Genomic DNA, 21,588 nt, shown 5'->3' on the forward strand with positions numbered 1-21,588 from the left:
TGCCAGATGGACATGTTGCCGTTGCTCCAGGCCAACGCCACGCAGTAGCTGAAGCGGTAACAATTTGGCTATCACCTGCGCCAATTTTTTTCCACGTACCGGATTGGCACGGTGATATTGCATTTCGAAGCAAGAATCTCTACCTTCCCCCCTTTTTTGTCTGGAGGGGATATGTTTCAGAAAATCAAAATTCGCAAAATGACAATCAGCCGGGCGCTGGACAAATACCTGAAGACAGTATCCATCCACAAAAAAGGCCATCTACAGGAGTTTTATCGCGTAAATGTGATTAAACGTCACCCTATTGCTGAACGCTATATGGATGACATTACCACTGTTGATATTGCCAATTATCGGGATCAACGGTTGGCGCAAATTAACCCACGAACGGGGCGTCAAATAACCGGAAACACCGTCCGTCTTGAACTTGCCCTGTTGTCATCATTATTCAATATCGCCCGTGTGGAATGGGGAACATGCCGCATGAATCCTGTCGAACTGGTCAGAAAACCCAAAATCAGTAGCGGGCGCGATCGTCGCCTGACTTCAGGAGAAGAACGCCGACTTTCGCGGTATTTCAAAGAAAAAAATCAGGCTCTTTACGTCATTTTTCATCTGGCGCTGGAAACAGCAATGCGACAAGGTGAAATCTTGTCATTGCGTTGGGAACACGTCGATCTGCAACATGGGGTAGCTCATCTTCCAACAACCAAAAACGGTGCTCCACGCGATGTTCCGCTATCCAGGAAAGCCCGTAATTACCTGCAAATGCTGCCGACACAGCTTAACGGTAATATTTTTTCTTATACCTCTTCGGGATTCAAAAGTGCCTGGCGAACAGCACTTCAGGAACTGAAGATAGAAAACTTGCATTTTCATGACCTCCGTCATGAGGCTATCAGCCGATTTTTCGAACTTGGTACATTGAACGTCATTGAGGTTGCCGCTATTTCAGGCCATCGCTCCCTGAACATGTTGAAACGATACACACACCTTCGGGCTTATCAACTTGTCAGTAAACTCGATGCCCGACGCAAGCAAACCAGCAAAATCGCTCCCTATTTTGTTCCCTACCCGGCAACGGTCGAGAACAGAAACGGGCAAGTCGTTGTGACTCTGAGTGATTTCGACCTGGAAACAAGCGCAGCCACAAAAGAACAGGCCATATTTCATGCCAGCGTGTTGCTGCTACGAACACTGGCACAAGCCGCCCAGCGAGGAGAACGCGTCCCTACTCCTGGCGAACTTCCTACAAACATTGATGAACGGGTAATGATTTGTCCATTAACAAATTAGAGGATTCACTTATGATAGAACAACTACAGAGTGATTTTTTATTCTGGATATTTATTTACTTCCTGATAGTAGGTTTGCTTATCAGAAACATTCATCTTACCAGAAAAATTAAATCCATCGAAAAAAACAAAATGTTCCCAGCGGAGGAATATGCTGTCCTGGACATTGAACAGCATATGTCCAATAAATATATTGGGCGGCTAGTAACCCGTTTTATGAAGAGAACTAATGGTGCACCTTTGTTAATTGTGTTTCCAGAATACGATAAAGGAGACAACAATGAAGACAAAAATTCTCCACCATTCCAACTTGGAAAACTAACATCCAACATCAACAATATTAAAGAAATTTATTCCAATGATGACTTAAACTGTTTTCTGAATAATATTTCGGCACAAAAAAATTTATATACAACGCACTCTGGACCTAGCCAGGCATGGATTGAACATGCATATCCTTTGCAACAAGTAACTATTCTCTTACAAGGCACTCGTCATAGTGAAAGGGAAGATATAATCAGTCAACTTGAGATTATTCTTTCCAGACTAAAAAATGGAGAAAATACAGGTTTTGAGCATGACGATGATTTTGGATATTCATTTCAGTATGATGCCGCAGCAGTAGGAAAATCATCATTTTTCGATGAAGCGGCAGGAAGAAAATAAGAATAACGCTCTATCCATTGCACAGACAAATTAACGTTAATCTTTTATGAAAATCTTATTAACAATATTTATTTATCTGCTTACCGCTTTTCAGTCTGCAAATGCAGGTGGAATACCTTATACATTTAACCAGAAAATTCTTCAGGGGAAAGTTATTCGCGTTCTCGATGGCGACACCATAGAAATTAAAACACTACCCGCAAAAATTGTTGTGTATGAAGTTCCGATCCGAGTCCGATTGATAAACATCGATGCCCCTGAAAAGAAACAACCTTTTGGACGCTGGTCAACTAGTCAGCTTAAAACTCTGGTTGCAGGTAAACAGGTGACAGTCTCTTATTCACATAAAGACCGCTACGGACGCATTATCGGTCATGTGTTCACGACGAACGGCACGGATGCCAGCCGCTTTATGGTTCAGTCTGGCGCTGCATGGGTATATGAACGTTACAACGTGGATGAGTCATTACCGGCTCTGCAACGGGAAGCGCAGGAACAAAAACGTGGTTTGTGGGCCGATGCAAATCCGGTTCCACCGTGGGAATGGCGTATCAGAAATTAAGGGGGCAAGAAAATGCATTCTTCTTTTGGTTTGCCATGATTCTGTCTTTTTATCTTTGTGCAATATTAAAGGCTTCTTTTTAACAGGGGGCGGCATGTATGTAATTAATCAACAGACAAGGGACAATAATATTCTTACGTTGCATGATGTTTTTAAAATCTATCAAAATACAGGGGGGCTTCGTCTTGTAAAAACAGAGGAGAATGAAAAGTACATCTCCATTATCATTTGTGGCGTTTTTCGTATTAGAAAAAACAAAAAGAATAACAAAATCACTTTGTGGGGATACAAGCTAAGAGATAAGCACACTGGGGTATGGACCAGAAGAAATTCATTTCCTGGTAAGATTTTTTTATTCTGGTCTAAAAAATCTGCATACGACATGGACGACTGGTTAAAATATGCGATTAGCTACATCATCAAATCATTGATTGAGGCTGGATATTCAATTGAAGACAAACTCTATTTGTTACGCATTGGAGAGGAAGAGGAAAACAGTGAGAGTCGTTATATTTCCACACTATATCCATCCAATGTATATTACTCATATGAGTATGGAATACATGACATTGTTCATTGCCTTGGTAAAATAGCATCATTCAACTACCCCTATAATACACGATATATCAGCAGACATATTTTACTCGCAGAGATAAAAAACAAAATTTATCAGAGAGCATTAAAAATTATAGGGGTGGATAATGAATTTAATGCTTCAAAAGCATTGAGTAAAGCTATATGGATAATGGTAGATAAAAAGATATTTGCACAATATGCCAGAGCTTCACATTGTTCGATAGCTTACAATTCAATTCGTCAGGCATTATTTGAGGACTATCTGGATTTTTCAAAGCGAATCCATATTGTGAATGATATGGATTTTTTCGGATTGTGGCCTATGGTTGGTCGTCTAAGACAACAACATAAAAATGGTCAGTTTATACTATCTGGAAAGACAAAAGAGTTATATGAAAAAATCAGTTTTCCCTGCAAACTTAGTTATGGTGAGTTCAGAAGTTTACGACATGTTAGTTTGTCATTAGTATATGCTTTAAATGATAAACATGATAATGCATCATTCAGATTTACAGTCAGATTATTACGCCATCCACTTATCAAGAACTATCCTGTGAGAGCAATTTACTGGATTATCGATTATATTAGCATTCGAGCTTACTCAGAAAAAGAAAATGATATTTATCGTATATGCTCAAAATGGCTAGAATATCATCGTGATTTATTTAAAAACATTGGCTTTTATGACCGTAATACTGAATCCAGGCAAACATCACGCTGGGAAATGGAAACGAATCAGTTGTGTCATGCAATTGACTGGTTGTTAGCAGAAGAACGGTTAATTCATAAAAACCAGGAGTGGCCTTCTTTCTGGAGACTATCTGATGAATGGACGCGACAAGTGAAGAATAACGTTATTCCCGTAATCCCAAAATGGAAAGGAACTGGGATAAACTGGCAGAAAGTTGATAACGGTGTAAATGAATTAATTACATTTGATGCTCTGTGTCAGGAAGGTCAGGAGATGGAACATTGCGTTGCCAGTTATGCAGACTGGTGTGCATCTGGAGAATATATTGCAATTTCAGTCCTGATGGATAATGAAAGAGCCACTCTTGGACTTTCACGAAAAGAACATGATTTAACCTATCAGTTTGACCAGATGAGAGGTATTCGTAATCAGGCTGTTTCCAGAAACATGCTAATTAAAGGCAGGCATATTTTAAAAATAATCAACTCATCACTAAAAAGATAATGAGTCATCGCATCTCATTACAGCACCGATGACTGGGTGTTTATTCTTTCTGAATACAAAAACTGACTGAAAGATAAGGAAAGAAAGTTTTCTTACCTGTTTGTCTTACGCAATGGTGAACTGGTTCACCATGAGGTCAACAAATCAGAGCTTCTTTGAGAGGTTTAACATGCAATATGCATTGCTTGATGGATTTGAACGAAAGTTTTTGCTGGATGCTCTTGAATTCGGTGTTCTGAAGGACTGGAAAGAAAATCCGGTAAAAGAACTTCCTGATATTGATGAATCTGCTCACCCCTTCCATGTCTGTTATGGTGGATATTTATTAAATCCTGGTGTTTCAGATTCAGATATTAGCAGAAAAATAAAAGACCAGACAGGATTCTGGCTGGCAGCTATTGATGATACCCGCATGGATTGTCATTCAATAGCTTATTATGATATTCACACACTCCCTCTGATTTCGTGTGGTCATCAAAAGATAGTTCCTTTTGCCGCGTTAATAAAAGCTGATGAATGCATCATTTCAAAAATTTCTTCGTATTCTGGTTTTGCCGTAACAGCCTTTTTGAGAATTAAAGACCAGGATATTGCAACTAATATACTTAACCGTGAGGGGATTTTTGCTTTTAATGGCTGTGAACGCAGATTCAGACATCCAGTAAGTGAAGATAACTGGCAACAGGCAGTATCAGAAGAACGTGCTATCCGTTGTGCCAAAAGATTAATTCAATGTAAAGGATAACAAAATGAAACTTTTTATCGCAGAAAAACCCGCAGTAGCGAATGATATTGTTAAGGCGCTTGGTGGCAATTTTACCCGTCATGATGGCTGGTTTGAAAGTGATAATACTATTGTGACTAACTGTTTTGGTCATATTATCGAATCACAGCCCCCCGAAAACTATAATCCTGAATACAAAGAGTGGAAGATTGAAACACTCCCTTTGCGTCTTTATCCCGTAAAATACCAGCCAGTAGAAAGCGCCGCAAAACAAGTTAAAACGATTATTGAGCTTATCAGGCGTGCCGATGTGACCGAAATTATTCATGCTGGCGATCCAGATGACGAAGGACAGCTACTTGTCGATGAGGTCCTGGAATATGCAGGCAACACAAAACCCGTTAAGCGCGTTCTGATCAACGACAACACCCTTCCGGCAGTGAAAAAGGCACTGGCAAATCCCAAAAATAACCGTGACTTCAGAGGACTCTATCTCAAGGCTCTGGCGCGTTCTGTAGCCGACGCGATATACGGTTTATCCATGACGCGTGCTTATACGATCCCGGCACGGGCTAAAGGCTATAAAGGGACACTTTCGGTCGGGCGTGTTCAGACGCCTATTCTTGGCCTGATAGTAAATCGCACCCGTGCCAACAAGAATCATAAATCCAGTTTCTACTACACCATGACCGGGCATTTTCAACGCGGCGTTGATGTTATCAGGGCGAACTGGAAACCTGGTGAGTTCGCACCACTGACAGACCGTAAATTACTTGATAAGGCGTGGGCGAATGGAGCAGCGGCTTCCCTTGCAGGAAAACCAGCGACAGTTGAAGCAGCAGCAACAGACGATAAAAAAACGGCTGCGCCATTGCCCTTTAACCTGGTCCGGCTTCAGCAGTACATGAACAAGAAGTTCAAAATGACGGCACAACAAACGCTGGATATCACACAGCAGCTACGTGAAAAATACAAAGCAATTACTTACAACCGTTCAGATTGCTCATATCTTTCTGATGAACAATTCAGCGAAGCACCACAGGTTCTCGATGCCCTGAAGTCAGTATTCGATCAGCCACTGGACGTTGATTCGACACGTAAAAGCAAGGCGTTTAACAGTGCGAAAGTGACTGCGCATACGGCGATAATCCCGACCGTTAACGTACCGGATGTAAACGCGCTGAGCAGTGACGAGCGCAATGTTTACCTGGCAATCGCACAACACTATCTTGTTCAGTTCATGCCTGAAAAAACATACCAGGAAGTATCCGTTGCCATTCAGTGTGGTGATGAGTCGTTTTATGCCCGTGCCAGGAAAACAACAGACAGCGGATTTGAAGCGTTTCTTGGTGAGGAAAATACCGGGGATGAGGAATCAGAAGCCGAAAATGATGATTCCGCTTTTGATCTGCTCTGTAAAATTCGCACAGGAGAAACAGTGACGACAAAAGAAGTGGTTGTGAATGAGAAGAAAACAACGCCACCGCCATTATTCACCGAAGCCACTTTACTTGCCGCGCTTGTTCGTGTCGCAGATTTTGTCACTGATCCAGTGATTAAAAAGTTACTGAAGGATAAAGATCGGGATAAAAAAGACGAACATGGCGGTATTGGTACGCCAGCTACGCGGGCTTCCATATTGGAAACACTGAAAAAACGGAACTATATCACCCTGGAAAAAGGAAAACTTATTCCGACAGATACCGGGTATGCGCTTATTGATGCTCTGCCGGATATAGCTGTTAATCCAGATATGACGGCATTATGGGCGGAAAAACAGACACTCATTGAAAACGGAGAAATGACCATCGAACAGTTCGTTGACGAACTGTACAATGATCTGATACCGATGATCAGTAATGCGAACAGTGCTGAAATAAAAGTTTCCCCCAGCGCGCCGTCTGGTCAGTCACAACGCCTGTCCTCTCCTTGTCCTTCCTGTGGTAAACAGATTGTTATCAGGCCAAAAAGCTATTCCTGTACAGGATGTGAATTTAAGATATGGAAAGATTTCTGCGGCAAATCATTAACCGATAAACAAATTGAAACGTTAATAACAAAAGGAGTTACAAGTGAATTGAAAGGTTTCATTAGTCAAAAAACAAACAAAGAATTTTCAGCAAAAGTAAAACTGGTTGACAAAGCAACCGGGAAACTGGGATTTGAGTTTACACAAAAAAGTAAGAAATAAATCCAGCAGTAGAAATCAAACATCGTTGTAGCTACTATAGGACAAGGATGTTCTTCAGGAATTGTACAATGAAAACAAAACAAGACTGGCTCTTTCAGTTAAGACGTTGCTCAACACTCGACACACTTGAAAAGATTATTGAAAAAAACCAAAACAGCCTCCCTCCTTCTGAGCTTGAGTCGTTTAATGCCGCCGCCGATCACAGGCTTGCAGAACTCACAATGAATAAACTCTACGATAAAATCCCCCCATCCGTCTGGAAATATGTATATTAGTTCTCATCTATTAATATTAGATTTTTGATCGACACAAACATCAGCAATCCCTATACACCTTTCATAGAATGAATTGAACCCTGTATATAGCCTGTCTGAAATGGATATCTGGCAGGCTATCTTAATAGTGTTATAGGTGATGTGAATGTTTTTCCACATGATCACTCTTTTTCTGTTCTTATCACTATTGATACTCCTGATAAGGATATTCTCCGCCAGACTAATAATTCCGGCTGTGGGCGTGTTTCTGCCAGTATCATCACTCTGGATGGGATTTCATATGCTCACAGAAAATGAATCCTGGACAGTTTTGTTGGTTCTTATACTTATAGACTGGATTAAATCATGAAAGAATACGAAAAAGCGGCTTTAATATATTCCTTAAAGGAAAGCAATACATTAGTTCTTCGGATTATACTCATCTCTATTTTAGTTGTCGGGGTGATTTCAGGCGCGGTATACTTATATAACTTAGCGATCTCGTTGTTTGATTCAAACCCGACGTCTGTGCAATTCACCGTTTGCGGAGTAGGCTGTTTTATTGCTCTATTACTTCAATGGATATCTAATGTTGATGCAAATTACAGAGAAAGAATTGGGGAGCAACCAAGTACAATAAAAAACATTGTACAATATTTATTTGCAGCCATTATTATCATTAGTTTCATTACAATGGCATTAACAGCCTCATTAGTCTTAAAAGACTCGTCCAACATATGGCTCAACATTACTTTTATTGCATTATTACTGTCCATTTTTGTAGCTGTTATTTCTGTTTGGGGTTGATTTTTTTTCCTTGAACTTGTTCACCCTTCTTAAAAAACACCCACGCAAGCCCTGCCGACATCGCCCACGCAAGCATCATCGACACCACCGTATGGCTCAAAAAATGATCGCCAATAATCATCTTATAGCAGCCCATCGCCCAGCCCAATGCCATCACCACGATGATGATCGCACCACGACGGCGGCGCAAACTTGGCGCAAACGCAAAGGCAAACAGCGCAAATCCGCTACTGGCATGCGCCGCAGGAAAGCACTTATCAGGAATGGTGTTACGCATACTATCAAGCATCGGCAAATACGGCAGCGTACCATCAAAAATCGTCAAATGCACAGGGCAGACCACATGAGTATATGCCTTCAATGACGCGACAACTGTCGGCACTAGGATCAAAGTCAGCACCAGATACGCAAGCTCACGCACGCGAAATTTTGTCACTGGGACAAGCCACTTGGCAGTGATAGCATTGCCCTTTTTCTCATGATAAGCACGGCAAATGGTCGCAACCAGCAAGTAGATCAGCATCGCCATCAGCAGCTTTTTTAGTCCAGAATACAGTAGCAAATCTGGCAAAAAAGCTTGCTTGGCAACCATCCAATGCCCCATACCCAGATAAAACCAATCAGCGACCATCAGATCAATCTGACTGTGCTCAAGGGTCAGCGTGGCAACGATCGCCATGACAAGAGCGATACTCATCTCAGCAAGTAGGCGTTTATTTGATAAATACGGCATAACAAACCCCACCCCACCGCCCATAATACGAATGGAGTGTGCGGTGGGTTTGGAAAAAATACAGGGAGAAATCAGCGGATGAATGCGGTGCGGTCTTTGACTTTGTCCGCGGTGACATCAAACAGCTTTAATAATGTCGGCGTGATCGCGTCATGGGTCAGGACGGTATCGGTTGCCATTGGCGTGATGCCAGTTTGCTTATCCGTCCAGAAAAATGCAGGCACACTGCGCTGTTCTTTTGGTGCAAAGGCATTTGGCATACCATGTAGATAGACACCGTTCTCACCCAGACTTTCGCCATGATCGCTGACATACAGCATTGAGACATCATAGGCATTGCTGTGCGTCTGCAGCCACTGGATACTTTGAGCGATGAAATCATCGGTGGCAAGCAAGGCATTGTCATAAGCATTGATCAAGGACTGATGTTCGCACTTGGCAAGCTCATTACCTTCACACACTGGCGTGAATTTGGCAAACTTTTCATCATATCGCTTAAAATACGCAGGCCCGTGATTGCCCATTTGGTGCAGCATGATCAGCATATCTTTGCCGTTATTGGCAGCGACAAAGTCATCTAAGCCAACGAGCATACCGACATCGCGGCATTCGTTATAAGGATTGGTGTTGCAGATGGCGTTGTTGGTCGCGGATTTATAATCGGCAAATTGCGCTTTTGGCAGCTTATCCATCACGCCTTTTGAGTCCGAATTATTATCACGCCACAAGATACTTACGCCCAAGCGATCCAGCGTATCCAGCACATTTTCTTGGTATTTGGCGGTATCGACATCATACTCATCCGCGCCCAGATAGCTGAACATACACGGCACAGAATACGCCGTCGATGTGCCGCACGATGTGACATTGCTAAAATTGGTCACGCCATCGATCTTGGCAAGCTGTGGGAAAGTATCGCGCTCATAGCCATTGAAGCTGACATGATCGGCGCGTGCCGTCTCACCGACGACGAACACCACTAGGCGTGGCTTACGCATATCAGGCTTGGTTGCTTGTACCGCGTCTTTGGCGTGATAAATGGTATCTTTTGGCGCACTGGCTTTTTTATACTCAATACTGGCAAGCTTACCCACCGAGTAGATTGGCATGATCGGATTGACATAGCTACGCAGCGGCTTATGCACGCGAAAGAAACTGGCATAATGACTGCTGAACGCCACCACAGGCAGTAAAATCAGCGCAAGACTTGCCACGATCAAGCCCAATCGGCGCATCAAACCCTTGCCCCAAGTCGGATAATCCACCTTAACAAAAGCCACAAGCAAACTTGGTAGCACACCCAAACCAATGATACGCATGATAAACGCTGCGTTTAATAGATCCTTGGTCTCGGCTTGGTCGGTCTGTAGGGCATTTTGGAGCATGGTCGTATCATAGACCGTGCCATAAGTGTCAGTAAAATAACTGGTCACCGCGCCCATGATTAATAGCAAAATCAACACAGGCTTTAGCACATAGCGATACGATGATAACAGCGTGGTGATCAGTAGCATCGCGCCAAAGAGCACGACAGCGATCGTCAGCACAAAGCCGAGATTGTCCGCGATGGGATAGGTTTGGCTGATTTTATCAAAAAAGGTAAGATTGGCGGTCGCGGTCAAGAAAACGGCAACACTCGCCACAAGAACAAACGGACTGACCGAGCGTCGGTACCACACAGAAGTATGCTGCATCATGAGAAACTACTCAAAAAATAAACGGTGGGATAATTGCGGCAATTCTACTGCAATTTTTTAAGAAATCCAGTACAATTTATCTGATATAAAAAATTATGCGATACAGAAATATTTCAGAAATTTTATTAGGCAATCATTGCGCAATCCCATACTGAATATACACTTGAGAGTATTTATAATTTGTATCTTAAAAAGCCCGAAAACCGGGCTTTTTTCTTAATTAGTGCATGTCCTGTGAATTGTCACGCTGTTGCTGCAATTCCAGATGTTCTTCTCTGGCCTGGACAAATTGTTTTCCAAGAGCATCTTCTGCCATTTCACGAGTGAATCCGTGATTAAGCAAATCGGATTCGGCCTTCTCCCTTTCGAACTTCAGTCCTTCCCCTCTGAACTTGTCCTCAAAGCGATCAATTGCCTCAAGAATCTTGCCGTCTTCCGGCGTGCAATCCCGTCCCTGTGCTTTCTCAATTTCATGACGCTCCACGCGTTCAGCATTTTTCATTACAGCGTCAATCCCCTGAGAAATATGTTCAGACTCGACGCGATAAATGACAGTATCGCGCTTATTGAGATCATGTAGCTCGCATTCAACCCGGCCCCACTCAATAGCATCCTTGAGAGAGCTGAAATCTTTTATTTCAGCATTCAGGCCTTCATGTGTTGAGAAATAGACATAATCCTTCTGTTGTTCCAGTTTATTCACATTTTCAATAGCCCTTGTACTGAAATGGATACCTGTAATTACCGGAACACGAGCCGATGTTTGGTCCCCCGTTAAAACTTCAGAAGGTGTTTTTCCAGTGATCGCGGCAAATTGCTGCTCCGTAACATCCACTCTGGCAACTGCATCACCACGCTCTAAGCCATGCTTACCAGCGACCGCAAGGTGATAAAGACCACCTTCCCCCCTGGTAATTTCCGCCTCCACAACGATATCCCCATTGCAGGAACTGAACTGAGAACGGTCTTTAACCAGGAAGTTTTCAAGCCCGGAGATCATATGCTCGTTAGCTGAAATACTGGCGAGTATCTCTTCTGGTGATTCTCTGGACGAATCCCCCGCCTGTTCCATCACTGCCATATTAGCGTCATTAACAGCGTCCTTAATTCCTTTAAAGGCGATTTCTTCTCTTGTTACAGGTGTGATTAAGATATCATCCTGGTTAAGCCCGTGCTCCTGAAGCATCTTATTTTTATATTCAGATGCGTCGTGCAATGACTCAAAAGTCTTAATATCTTCACTAAACTCATCCTTCGAAAAAGAAACCGCATACACTGGAGTACGGTATTCTTCATATGAATTGGCAATTATTTCAAATGGCCTATCAAACGTTACTAATGCCCCCTCTGGATAAGAGGATAATTCATCGGTTGAGACAGTTTTAGACATAAGCACAACAGTATCAAAACCATCACCATTTAAATAATTGCTTTCATATTTTTCTATTGCAGAAGATTTGCTTTCCTCATAACACTGAATAGCCGCATCTTTAGAATGAAAGACGATACCTTCATTCAAATCATGGAAGCGACTAAAGTTTATACAATAAATTTCCTGTTTATTATGCACCTGCGCAGTAGCCTGATCGTGTTGAGTAGTAAGCTGCTCCTGAATCAGAGCCTGTGTTCTGTCAATACCTAACTCATTCACAATTTTGCAAAATTCTTTTGCGTCGTTTTCATTATCAAAACTGGCAACGTCAAAAATATCATCGCTGTCTCCAGGTACATGTCCCAGCACTTCCCAAATCTCATTTTCATCGCTATCCAGAGATTTCAAATAGCCAAATTCACCATTTGTGCCTTTACTAAGCATCTGTGAATCCAGGGTGTTTGCCCTGGTAATAACACCAGGATCATATGAAGATGTGGCCTGCGCTGCGACCTGTGCTTGCTCTGTGGCCTGTGCCTGCTCTGTGGCCTGTGCCTGTTCGGTAGCCTGTTCCTGTTCGGTAGCCTGTTCCTGTTCGGTGACCTGTTCCTGTTCGGTGGCCTGTTCCTGCTCTGTAGCCTGTGCCTGCTCTGTAGCCTGTGCCTGTTCTGTAGCCTGTGCCTGCTCTGTAGCCTGTGCCTGCTCTGTAGCCTGTTCCTGTTCGGTGGCCTGTTCCTTCAATGCATCACCTTTCTCTATTCTGGATTCGGACTCCTGGCTATTTTCCTGTGTTTCCACCTGCTCAAACTTATTACCCTGAAGTTCTGCTTTTAATTCCAGCATCATCTGTTGATACTGCTCCGGGCGTAAAATAATCTTCATGTCCTGCTCTGCGGCAACTTCAGCGCACATTTTTTTGAAATCTTCAGAGCCGGTAAGTTTGAGTACACCACCAAACTTTTCCCTGGAATACTCAAGCATTATTCCGATCTCTTCTTTTGAAGGATTTTTACCCGCAACGACAAAGTTCCCTTTGTCGGTAAAGACAGGCTTTTCCGATTCCTGATCGCGATAAACAATCCTGGAATCCTGCTTATCCATCACAAGATCTTTTAGTTTGGAGTTAACCTTTTTCGCCTCTTCTAAGCGGCGCTGGGAATCCACCGCTTTCTGAAGCGAAAGTTCGGGTTCGTCAGCAGAAATGGCGTTGATTTCATCGAAGTTGAGATAGCTTTTGAGACGTTCAAGGGCTTTCATTTCATCTTTATCCTTATGCCAGTCAGCATGATATTGACGAATTATGTGTCGCCCCTCTGTGTCGAGTTCAGAAAGACGCTCAAGTGTGGTTAGTTTTTTGTAAACAATCACACCCACGGCAATATCACGCTGTTCACGTGGTATTAACTTCAACTCGCGTCTCATCTCTCGCAGATCATTATACAGCTTGCCACGCTCAAACCTGATAGTATTTCGTAATGTTTTTTCCGATAAATTCAGTGAGTTAAGACGCTCACGGGCTTCATGATGCGTAAGGCGTCTGTAGGTTGGATAGCGCGTATATGGCGTGTTTTCTAACTGCTGTGAATAAACTTCAAGCAGAAAGGATTTCGCATCTTTCCAGGCAAGATTAATATGCTTTGTCAGAAAATCAGATGCGTTCATATTACGATTCCCCACAGAAAACCGGGGGGAACCGTCCTTTGCTGTTCTGATTTTATGCTGCGCTGGAATAATATTAAAACGCTCGGCGGCAGAAGACAGAAACCTGACAGGATCAATATTTCTGCGAATTTCTGCCATCGTTGCAATTTCGTTTTTCTCTGCCGCCTCATTCAGAGTCTGAAACATCGTTTCACACAAAAAAGAAGAGCGTTCAAGACTTTTTATTCCTGACTCTGTGAATTGTCTATCATAATCCCGTCGCACATCCTGACCAGGATGTTCTCTTTGCGATAATTGCTCTGCCAGATCACGCTGCGAAATATCTGACAATACACTGACAGAGTCGGGTCTTGTGAATCCATTGATTCCGTAAACCATACCGCGTTGGGGCATACGTGACAATCCGACTGTTGCTTCAGATTGACGGATTCTGGCAAACTTTTTAGGACACGACTTGTAACCTCCCGCTCGTCCTGACGTTTGCTGAGAATTTCTTTCGTTAAGTTTTTCTCTTGAGTCATATTCTTTTATCCTCTCTTGCAGGAAATCAATTTGTTGTGAAGGGCTTAATGTCTTGTAAAGTTCCCTTGTTTTCTCCGCCTGGTTAAAAATATGCTTAATCTCTTGGCTTGTTTTATTTAACCAGGTATTAAGTCTCTTTTCTATCTCTTTGTGTGTTGGTTTCTCAAGTGTTAATGTCCTTGTCTCAATGTAATTCTGACGAAAAAGAGGACTTTTTAAGTTTATGTATTTTTTATCTCCAGGCAATTTTACAGCCAGATACTCATTGGTTTTACCAGCATTTCTTATACGAAGTTCACCATACTCTGCAACAATATCTTTGAATACAGAGTAATTTTCAATTTTCTCGTTCTCTATACGCGAAAGCAACTCACCTTTCAATTCAGAGTGATGCTCTTTGTAAAGATCCCCCTTAACTCTACTTATAATTTTTCCGTAATCCGCATCTTTACGCGGATAGTCTTTAGGGCTATCAAGATTATATTTATTATTAATAAATTCCTGTATAGCATCAAGCTGTTCAATTGTATGCCCTTTGGTAACATCTCCCACTGGATTCAGGAACTTTTCAGTAATCAAATTTACTTTAGGAATTACAATATGAATATGTGGTTTTCTTTCAACAAGTTCACCAGTGCTATTATCCTGGATATGACGAATTTTAGGCAAATGAGCTTCCGCATAAAAAGAGTATTCATCAGGATGATAAGCATTCATCAATAATTTTTTATAATCATCAACAACAGCCTTTAACACTTCATTCGACACATGACTTTCATGAAAAGACAGAGTAATGTGCAAATAACGTTCCTGACTTTTGTTTTCAATAGAATCAATAATCTTATCTGTAGTCTGTAAATCACCATCAAGAACAACACGATGATCAAGTTCATCACGCGTGTACTGGCGTTCTGCTTTGCGACCATTTATCAGATAATCAACGATACCATCATTACCACCACCGTATCTGACAATCATTTAGCTATCTCCTGAAGGCGATCACGAATACCGATTAGTCCATTTAAAACCTTTTTATAAAGCGATTCTGATATAATACCTTTTAAATGATCTGAATTTAATCGGTGCGCTATTTGATTTATGTTGTTTCCTGCCCAACTCAACTGAGAAAGACAACGTTTGTATTCTGGTATGTTACGTTTATCAGATGCATATGTGTTTATTTTACCAATAGTAAGCAGCCTGAAAAATTCAGACTTACTAATATTAAGCTCTTTTATAGCCCTATCGAACGGAGCATATTCTTCTTCGGTAAGTCTGAATGTTACATGAACGTTTTTGTTGGTTTTTTTCTTCATATGTCCTCAAGGTTCGTAGAACCGCATAAGAACGGCTGCATCGTTCGGGGTTTCAAAGGGGCGTCCCCCTTTGGCACACGATTGTAACATGACCGGAACGGTCTTGTGTACAATCGGTATCGTGCCTGTGTTTTAGAAGAACAAAAAATGCCGTGCATACAGCCCACACAATGACTCACATAATAACCCACAACCAAAAACACACAACCCACACAATCACCCACACTTTAACCCACAAAAAAGACCACACCCCCATTGACAACCCACAAAACAACCCACATAATCACCCACACAAACGGCGAGCAAATTGCTTTAAATAAGGTATTATGCCAATGTAGGAGGTAGAGAGAGAGGAAATGTAACAAATGAAAAAGATCGAGAGTTTATTATCTCCAATATGCGAGGCTATAAACGAAACAAAATCGAAATCAAAGCAGGCTGTCTTCAATATGTATTTGCAAAATATACTTGAAGCAAAGAAATATTATACATGGGAGCAAATAGCTGATTACATAAACAACAACACCAAGACAGAACTAGCCCAAAAGACTTATATAAATATGACAGAGAGGGCTAAAAAAAGACAAAAATGCACTGAACCAAAAGAACAGACAAAAACCATAGATGTAATTGTTCAGAATGAAGCTAAAGGCGATGAACCGAGAGGGGGGGTAAAAGGTTTTTTTTCAAACATTAGTGAGAACAAAAAAGAAATAGAGCACGATCCAAGTGCTACGAATGAAAAATTTATAAATAAATATCTTTAAGTAAAGGAGCATTATAAATGAAAAACTCAATCAATTTCATCCTTCAGGGTAAAGGTGGTGTTGGAAAATCATTCGCGACCGCAATACTGGCACAATACTTTATTGATGAAAATCACATGGATAATATCGTAGTCGGTGACACAGACCCGGTTAATACAACTACGGTTAAAGTAAAAAGATTAAATGCAGATTTGATACAAATCACTGAAAACAGCAAAGTAATACAATCCAAATTCGATCCAATGTTCGAATCGATGCTGACCAATAGTCAGAATACTTTTGTTATTGACAATGGCGCATCTACATTTTTACCGTTAATTCAGTATTTCAATGATAACTGTGTTATGGACATGTTTGAAGATGTAGAACAAGACGTTTATATCCATACTGTTATCGTTGGTGGACAAGCTCTTGCGGATACCTTGCAGGGATTTGAAGAACTGAAAGAACTGGTTAAAGGAAGTAAGGTAAAACTTATTGTCTGGATAAATGAATTTCAGGGTATTCCAGCACTTGAAAATATCCCATTAATAGAAACTAAATTCATTGAAAAAAACAAGGATGTAATCGCTGGCGTTGTGGTTATTCAGGACAGAAAAAGTGATGCCTTTGCCTCTGACATCAAAGAGCTAACAGAAAAATCACTAACACTGAAAGAAGCTCTTGAGTCCGACCATTTTGGATTAATGGCTAAATCACGATTAAAACGAGTCTTCAATGACATTTACAAACAATTAGATAGCATCTATGACGATGAATACGGTGAATAATATGAGTACAGTTAATCAGCCAGAATTAAAACAGCCTGAAAAGGCTGTTTCCAGTGAAGATATTGATAATTTTATTGTTGATGTATTCAAGGAGACAGGGCATAAAATATCAAAAGACGATCCAGTTATTTCATTAATTTTTCTGAACCAAAAGATACAGGAAAAATTCAGCAATGAGTTACAAGCTAACTTCACTGCCCTGTCTGAGGGCTTCAGACAGGTCGTTTCATCTGTAGAAAATGACTATATTCAAAGATTCAAGAATATTGTTGAGACGTGCGGCGATCTGGATAATGAAATAAAAGAAAAAGTAGAAGAGGGAAAAAACGATCTAAAAGAAACAAGTATTGAGGTAAAAGAAAAATTAACAGATGATATTATTGAACTCATATCTGGAATTAAACGCAACCAGGAAAAAAACAACAAATTATATGAAGAAAAGTTGAAGTCATTATCTAAGACTGTAAAACCCTTCAGTACAAGAACAGCCATTGCAATTTGTGCCTTGTGCACATTATGCCTGTCTGCGGCATTTTCTGGCGCAACCTGGTATGTTGCACAACATGAAAAAGAGGCAAGCCTGCGCTTCTATGCAAGAGCTTTTCTTGATATGAAAAAAATAACTGAAGAGAGCATGAGAAAATTACCAAAATCAGACCAGCAAAATATAAAACTCAAACTAGACGAAATTGATTCAAGAAAACCATAGATATGAAAAGGAGTCACTAATGACAACTTTTACCGACGACGACAAGGGACTGATTAAAGAAATCAGAGAGCGAATCGGCAGCCTGGACGTGCGAGACAATATTGAACGCCGGGCTTATGAAATCGCACTGGCATCGCTGGAAGCTGGGGTTGTTGCATGGAGGTATCGTTACGTGAAAAAAGACGTTACGGACTCTCAGGGTAAAACGTGGGTTGGTGACTGGAAATACGTGCCGACAAAAGAAGACTGCAACGACAGGCCGAACTATGAAATTCAGGAACTCTACAACTTACCACCTGCGATAGCAGCACCAACAAGAGGACTGGTAAACGCAGTACGCTTCTACGATCAGGTAAAGCACACGAATCCTCCCGTCGAAACAGGGGCATGGAAAGACGCTATTGACTGGGTGCTCAAAGAGGCTTGCCAGGCTGTAAACATTGACGCCAAAGGAGAGTGAGATGACAACATTTACCGACGACGACAAGAAACTAATTAAAGAAATCAGGGAGCGAATCGGCAGCCTGGACGTGCGAGACAATATTGAGCGCCGGGCTTATGAAATTGCTCTGGCATCACTGGAAGCAGAAGCGCCAAATTTGCCTGGTGGTTTCACAATTGAAGAAGCAAAAGAATTACACGAAAATCTGGTAAAAAGTCACGTAAGCAAGGCTTTAAGTGGCGAAAAAATGAAAAAAGAAAATCGTGATGCCGATTTGCGCTGGATTCATGGCGTAATAGTTCAGGCCGCGTGGTTTGTGAAAGCATCACTAGGGCAGAATGCATAGTGCGTACCTGCTTTTCTCCTGGCAACGGTGGATCTTCCGCTTCCTCGTCACTCGCTCGCTATGCTCGGTCGCTAGACTGCGGCGAGCGGTTAGCTATCAAAAAAAATCCCCGCACAACGCGGGGATAGGTCATAAAAACACATACATTGCACTACAGTGTAGTATTCAATAAGCCTTACAATGTAAAGACAGAAACACCTTTACACTGTAAATATATGCCTGCGATATTCTTCAGCGTCCTCATGACCCGATAGCCGGACTACGGCATGTCTAATGTTAAATCGACATCAACCAAAAACCAGCTATCACAGTGCTTATAATTGGAGTGATCCGAATAAGTCAAACACCCTTCATCATGAATATCATCAACAGAATAAGCACCGCTTAATACCATATCTTCCACGATTGCCAATATCGCTTCACGCGCCATAGCGGGTATTTCTGCCTGAGAATCAGCCGCAGAAACACATCCAAAACCAAAACAATCAAAAGCCGGAACAGTGATGCCGTATGCAGTCTGATCATCTTTCGGTGTTTCGACACCAACAGAAAAAAACATGATTATCTCCACAGAAGGCAGTGATTTACAACGTGGTGCACTGTAAAGACACAAAGACCTTTACAATGTAAGCGAGAATTTTTTAAGCCTATTACAGAAAAATCATATAGTGTTTTACTATATGATACCTGATTGACACTTTTAACTGCACATCTCATTATTTACACCGTAAAGACAAACACAGCTTTACATTGTAAAGCCAGATGATTGAACACTCCGTCTCCCTGATAAGGAAAAAAAATGGCTCAAGCAACTCCAGAAAAGATACTGGCAATCATAGATGATCATGATCGCGCACAAAAAAAACAACGCAACAAAAACCTCTTAATTTATTTATGTCTCTGCTTAGCAATTATTGGAGTGGTCGCGTATTCCTTTATATCAAAGTTTCGTCTTGATGGTGTAGCCGTCCTTACAGTGCTTTTGGGCGTGTCCGCAATCGCATTTTTTCTACATTATGTGGAATCAGGGAAAGGCCAGATTCTTAGTAGTGACCGCATATTGTCCATACTCGATAAAACCAAAGATTACCCTGCAATTCGACGTAAAGTTGTTAATCGCTTGCTCTCCGGTTCAAAACTCACGGGTAAAGATGAAGAGTACATATTCAGTGAATTGAAAAAAGCTGAACAAAGCAACGAACGTGAAAAGAGATTGCAAGCAATTAAAGAGTATGCATCGTAATACACCGTAAAGCATTGTTTGTAAATACAACACACTACACCGTAATACCAAGAAACATCAACGCCTGCGAGCAACAAAAAGGGGCGATTAAGCCCCTGCGCGATGATGACTGACTTCTTTTTCCAGTGCCTTATTGACAAAGGCATTCAGCGACAAATCTTCTTCCATCGCCATTTCAGCGACCCGACGATGCAGCTCTGGATCAAGCCTGACGTTAAACACACCTTTAAAGGGCGTGTCAGGCTCCTTTCCGTCCTCCACACAGGACTGTAAATACAAATCAACCGATGTTTTAAATTCCCGTTCCAGGTCAGCCAATGTTTCTGCCTCATAAGTCACCAGATCACGAATAAATGCCAGCTTTCCATACAGGATATTATTTTCAAAATCCGGCTCAACCGTACCTAAATATCCTTTATATTTTAAATGTTTCATAAAACCCCAGCCTCTTTCAAGTTCTGTTTAATAGCTTTCAGCGTTCCACCTTTAATATAACTTTCTGGATGTGGGCGATGCATTAATATTGTGTGATTAATTTCAGCATTGAAAAATCGCACTCTTGATCCCTGCATTTCCTTTTTGACATATCCTAGAGAAGAAAACAAAACAACGAGTTCATCCCATTCAAACGTTTTTTTACTGTTTAAAAATTTTGCCAGTAGCTTATCTGCTTTCCCCATACGCTATAATCCCATCCCTTGCCAACATGCAACTAATTATAGTTACAAATAGCGTTGTTGTCAAAAGTCATCGGACAAATAGGAGGGTGAAAGAAAATACCAGGGAGCAGCGAAGCCACATACCCCTAAGCGCAGCGCAACCGCCGGAAAACGCACCACACTGTAAAGACAACGAATAAAATCTTTACAACGTAAAGCTAAATATGTAATACAACTCGCTTACACAATAAGAAAGGGAGAGCATGACACTCTCCCCATATATGAATTTATCCCGGTTATTTAAAACATTTCATACCCTTGCAGGTAGTTTAACCACCACCGGAATTGATCCCACTCCGTGCACGTCATTGCCGGAATTCTGGTTTCCCAGCCTTTGACAAGGGAGTCAGCAAGCTGTACGATCTGCCGCGTTGACATTTAAAAACCTCATTCAGTTTTGATTGTCGATAACGTGATCAGGTTGTTCCAGCAACCTGATCACACCTTTCATAATTTATTTTCCCCTTATACATCCGATATATTCTTTAAAACTCAAATACTCCTCGCCATTATTTAACGAGTCAAAATATTTTTCATATTCGTCCCGATAGAAAAGAATTAAATCAATATCACTCTGCTTAAGTTCACCAAACTGAGAAACAATTCCGGTCTTATAGTCACGAATTTTATTGTTATCCGTAAATATGACAACATACTGTTGTCCCGTATCCTTATGAATAAGAACAATCGTGCAAAGCGTTACTCGTTCGAATGTGAAAACATGATTCGTGGTTGAAGTGAATTTCATTTTAAATCTCCTGTCCGTTTGGACTTAAGAAGGAAAGGAGCCAATCCCCTTTCGATGAAACAATAATACATCTATTTAGATGTATTATCAAGATTTGTTGCCTGAAAACAGCAAGTTATTTGATGGTTTGCTCATTTTTTTATCCGCGCCAGCGGATAGAAGGGGCGAAAGAAAATACCAGGGAGCAGCGGGGCCACATCGCCCCGAAGCGCGGCGCAGCCGCTGACGAACATACCAGGATGCACAGGGCCATCCCTTCGCCCTGCAAAGCC

The 21,588-nt window shown here is 41.5% G+C and carries 20 protein-coding genes and 2 pseudogenes; 14 read left to right on the forward strand and 8 right to left on the reverse strand.

The window, feature by feature from the left end:
• The first annotated feature begins 171 nt into the window (after positions 1–171).
• The 8 genes from ACJHWT_RS21975 (at position 172) to ACJHWT_RS22010 (ending at position 8,270) form a co-directional block, all read left to right on the forward strand.
• Positions 172–1,296: a site-specific integrase gene (locus tag ACJHWT_RS21975; RefSeq protein WP_000486716.1), complete on the forward strand. Its 1,125-nt coding sequence runs from the start codon at positions 172–174 to the stop codon at positions 1,294–1,296.
• 11 nt (positions 1,297–1,307) lie between these two features.
• Positions 1,308–1,961, forward strand: coding sequence for a hypothetical protein (locus ACJHWT_RS21980; RefSeq protein WP_170855322.1), 654 nt, complete (start codon positions 1,308–1,310; stop codon positions 1,959–1,961).
• 46 nt (positions 1,962–2,007) lie between these two features.
• Positions 2,008–2,523 (forward strand): thermonuclease family protein, encoded by a 516-nt coding sequence (locus tag ACJHWT_RS21985; protein ID WP_000698398.1) that lies wholly within the window; start codon positions 2,008–2,010, stop codon positions 2,521–2,523.
• A 94-nt stretch (positions 2,524–2,617) separates the two neighbouring features.
• A complete protein-coding gene (locus tag ACJHWT_RS21990; protein ID WP_000289347.1) occupies positions 2,618–4,294 on the forward strand; it encodes a PcfJ domain-containing protein in 1,677 nt (558 codons plus the stop codon).
• 169 nt (positions 4,295–4,463) lie between these two features.
• Positions 4,464–5,039 carry a hypothetical protein gene (locus ACJHWT_RS21995; protein WP_001303470.1) on the forward strand — a complete coding sequence of 192 codons (576 nt, stop codon included), beginning with the start codon at positions 4,464–4,466 and terminating at the stop codon, positions 5,037–5,039.
• 4 nt (positions 5,040–5,043) lie between these two features.
• Complete coding sequence (locus ACJHWT_RS22000; RefSeq protein WP_063078686.1) at positions 5,044–7,209, forward strand: type IA DNA topoisomerase; 2,166 nt, start codon at positions 5,044–5,046, stop codon at positions 7,207–7,209.
• A 68-nt stretch (positions 7,210–7,277) separates the two neighbouring features.
• On the forward strand, positions 7,278–7,484 hold the full coding sequence (gene hha / locus ACJHWT_RS22005) for a hemolysin expression modulator Hha (RefSeq protein WP_000850854.1): 207 nt from the start codon (positions 7,278–7,280) through the stop codon (positions 7,482–7,484).
• A 345-nt stretch (positions 7,485–7,829) separates the two neighbouring features.
• Positions 7,830–8,270, forward strand: coding sequence for a hypothetical protein (locus tag ACJHWT_RS22010; protein ID WP_000666084.1), 441 nt, complete (start codon positions 7,830–7,832; stop codon positions 8,268–8,270).
• Here the strand turns inward: ACJHWT_RS22010 and ACJHWT_RS22015 are convergent.
• The 4 genes from ACJHWT_RS22015 to ACJHWT_RS22030 form a co-directional block, all read right to left on the reverse strand.
• The gene (locus ACJHWT_RS22015; protein WP_063107420.1) at positions 8,251–9,003 is read right to left on the reverse strand and encodes a PAP2 family protein; all 753 of its coding nucleotides are present in this window, start codon (positions 9,001–9,003) and stop codon (positions 8,251–8,253) included. The genes ACJHWT_RS22010 and ACJHWT_RS22015 overlap by 20 nt on opposite strands.
• 71 nt (positions 9,004–9,074) lie before the next feature.
• A complete protein-coding gene (locus ACJHWT_RS22020) occupies positions 9,075–10,700 on the reverse strand; it encodes a phosphoethanolamine--lipid A transferase MCR-1.1 (RefSeq protein WP_049589868.1) in 1,626 nt (541 codons plus the stop codon).
• Between the two features lie 220 nt (positions 10,701–10,920).
• Positions 10,921–15,234, reverse strand: coding sequence for an LPD7 domain-containing protein (locus tag ACJHWT_RS22025; RefSeq protein WP_034169409.1), 4,314 nt, complete (start codon positions 15,232–15,234; stop codon positions 10,921–10,923).
• A complete protein-coding gene (locus ACJHWT_RS22030; protein ID WP_000730722.1) occupies positions 15,231–15,572 on the reverse strand; it encodes a plasmid mobilization protein in 342 nt (113 codons plus the stop codon). The genes ACJHWT_RS22025 and ACJHWT_RS22030 overlap by 4 nt, the downstream gene beginning before the upstream one ends.
• A 365-nt stretch (positions 15,573–15,937) precedes the next feature.
• Between ACJHWT_RS22030 and ACJHWT_RS22035 the strand changes: the two genes are divergently transcribed.
• From ACJHWT_RS22035 to ACJHWT_RS22055, 5 genes and pseudogenes are all read left to right on the forward strand, one after another.
• Positions 15,938–16,339: a hypothetical protein gene (locus ACJHWT_RS22035; RefSeq protein WP_063084542.1), complete on the forward strand. Its 402-nt coding sequence runs from the start codon at positions 15,938–15,940 to the stop codon at positions 16,337–16,339.
• Between the two features lie 17 nt (positions 16,340–16,356).
• Positions 16,357–17,109 carry a conjugal transfer protein TraL gene (locus tag ACJHWT_RS22040; RefSeq protein WP_000797967.1) on the forward strand — a complete coding sequence of 251 codons (753 nt, stop codon included), beginning with the start codon at positions 16,357–16,359 and terminating at the stop codon, positions 17,107–17,109.
• A 1-nt stretch (position 17,110) separates the two neighbouring features.
• A complete protein-coding gene (locus ACJHWT_RS22045) occupies positions 17,111–17,818 on the forward strand; it encodes a hypothetical protein (protein WP_063084541.1) in 708 nt (235 codons plus the stop codon).
• Positions 17,819–17,837: 19 nt separating this feature from the next.
• Positions 17,838–17,978: pseudogene (locus ACJHWT_RS22050) on the forward strand (hypothetical protein); the annotation flags it as partial.
• A gap of 301 nt (positions 17,979–18,279) precedes the next feature.
• Entirely contained in the window at positions 18,280–18,606 is a 327-nt protein-coding gene (locus ACJHWT_RS22055; protein ID WP_000206697.1) for a hypothetical protein, read from the forward strand.
• Between the two features lie 274 nt (positions 18,607–18,880).
• Here the strand turns inward: ACJHWT_RS22055 and ACJHWT_RS22060 are convergent.
• Positions 18,881–19,165, reverse strand: a pseudogene (locus ACJHWT_RS22060) (type II toxin-antitoxin system HicB family antitoxin); the annotation flags it as partial.
• 240 nt (positions 19,166–19,405) lie between these two features.
• On the opposite strand from ACJHWT_RS22060, the gene ACJHWT_RS22065 reads away from it, so the two are divergent.
• Entirely contained in the window at positions 19,406–19,849 is a 444-nt protein-coding gene (locus ACJHWT_RS22065; RefSeq protein ID WP_023223351.1) for a hypothetical protein, read from the forward strand.
• A gap of 87 nt (positions 19,850–19,936) precedes the next feature.
• Here ACJHWT_RS22065 and ACJHWT_RS22070 read toward each other — a convergent pair whose 3' ends face one another.
• From ACJHWT_RS22070 to ACJHWT_RS22080, 3 genes are all read right to left on the reverse strand, one after another.
• The gene (locus ACJHWT_RS22070) at positions 19,937–20,284 is read right to left on the reverse strand and encodes a type II toxin-antitoxin system HicB family antitoxin (protein ID WP_000681609.1); all 348 of its coding nucleotides are present in this window, start codon (positions 20,282–20,284) and stop codon (positions 19,937–19,939) included.
• On the reverse strand, positions 20,281–20,529 hold the full coding sequence (locus ACJHWT_RS22075; protein WP_000513532.1) for a type II toxin-antitoxin system HicA family toxin: 249 nt from the start codon (positions 20,527–20,529) through the stop codon (positions 20,281–20,283). The genes ACJHWT_RS22070 and ACJHWT_RS22075 overlap by 4 nt, the downstream gene beginning before the upstream one ends.
• Positions 20,530–21,022: 493 nt before the next feature.
• Positions 21,023–21,316: a hypothetical protein gene (locus ACJHWT_RS22080; protein WP_000673428.1), complete on the reverse strand. Its 294-nt coding sequence runs from the start codon at positions 21,314–21,316 to the stop codon at positions 21,023–21,025.
• Positions 21,317–21,588: the final 272 nt, after the last annotated feature.

It is taken from the genome of Escherichia sp. WS338 (genome assembly GCF_046486405.1).
In the GTDB taxonomy this organism is placed as follows: Bacteria; Pseudomonadota; Gammaproteobacteria; order Enterobacterales; family Enterobacteriaceae; genus Escherichia; species Escherichia coli.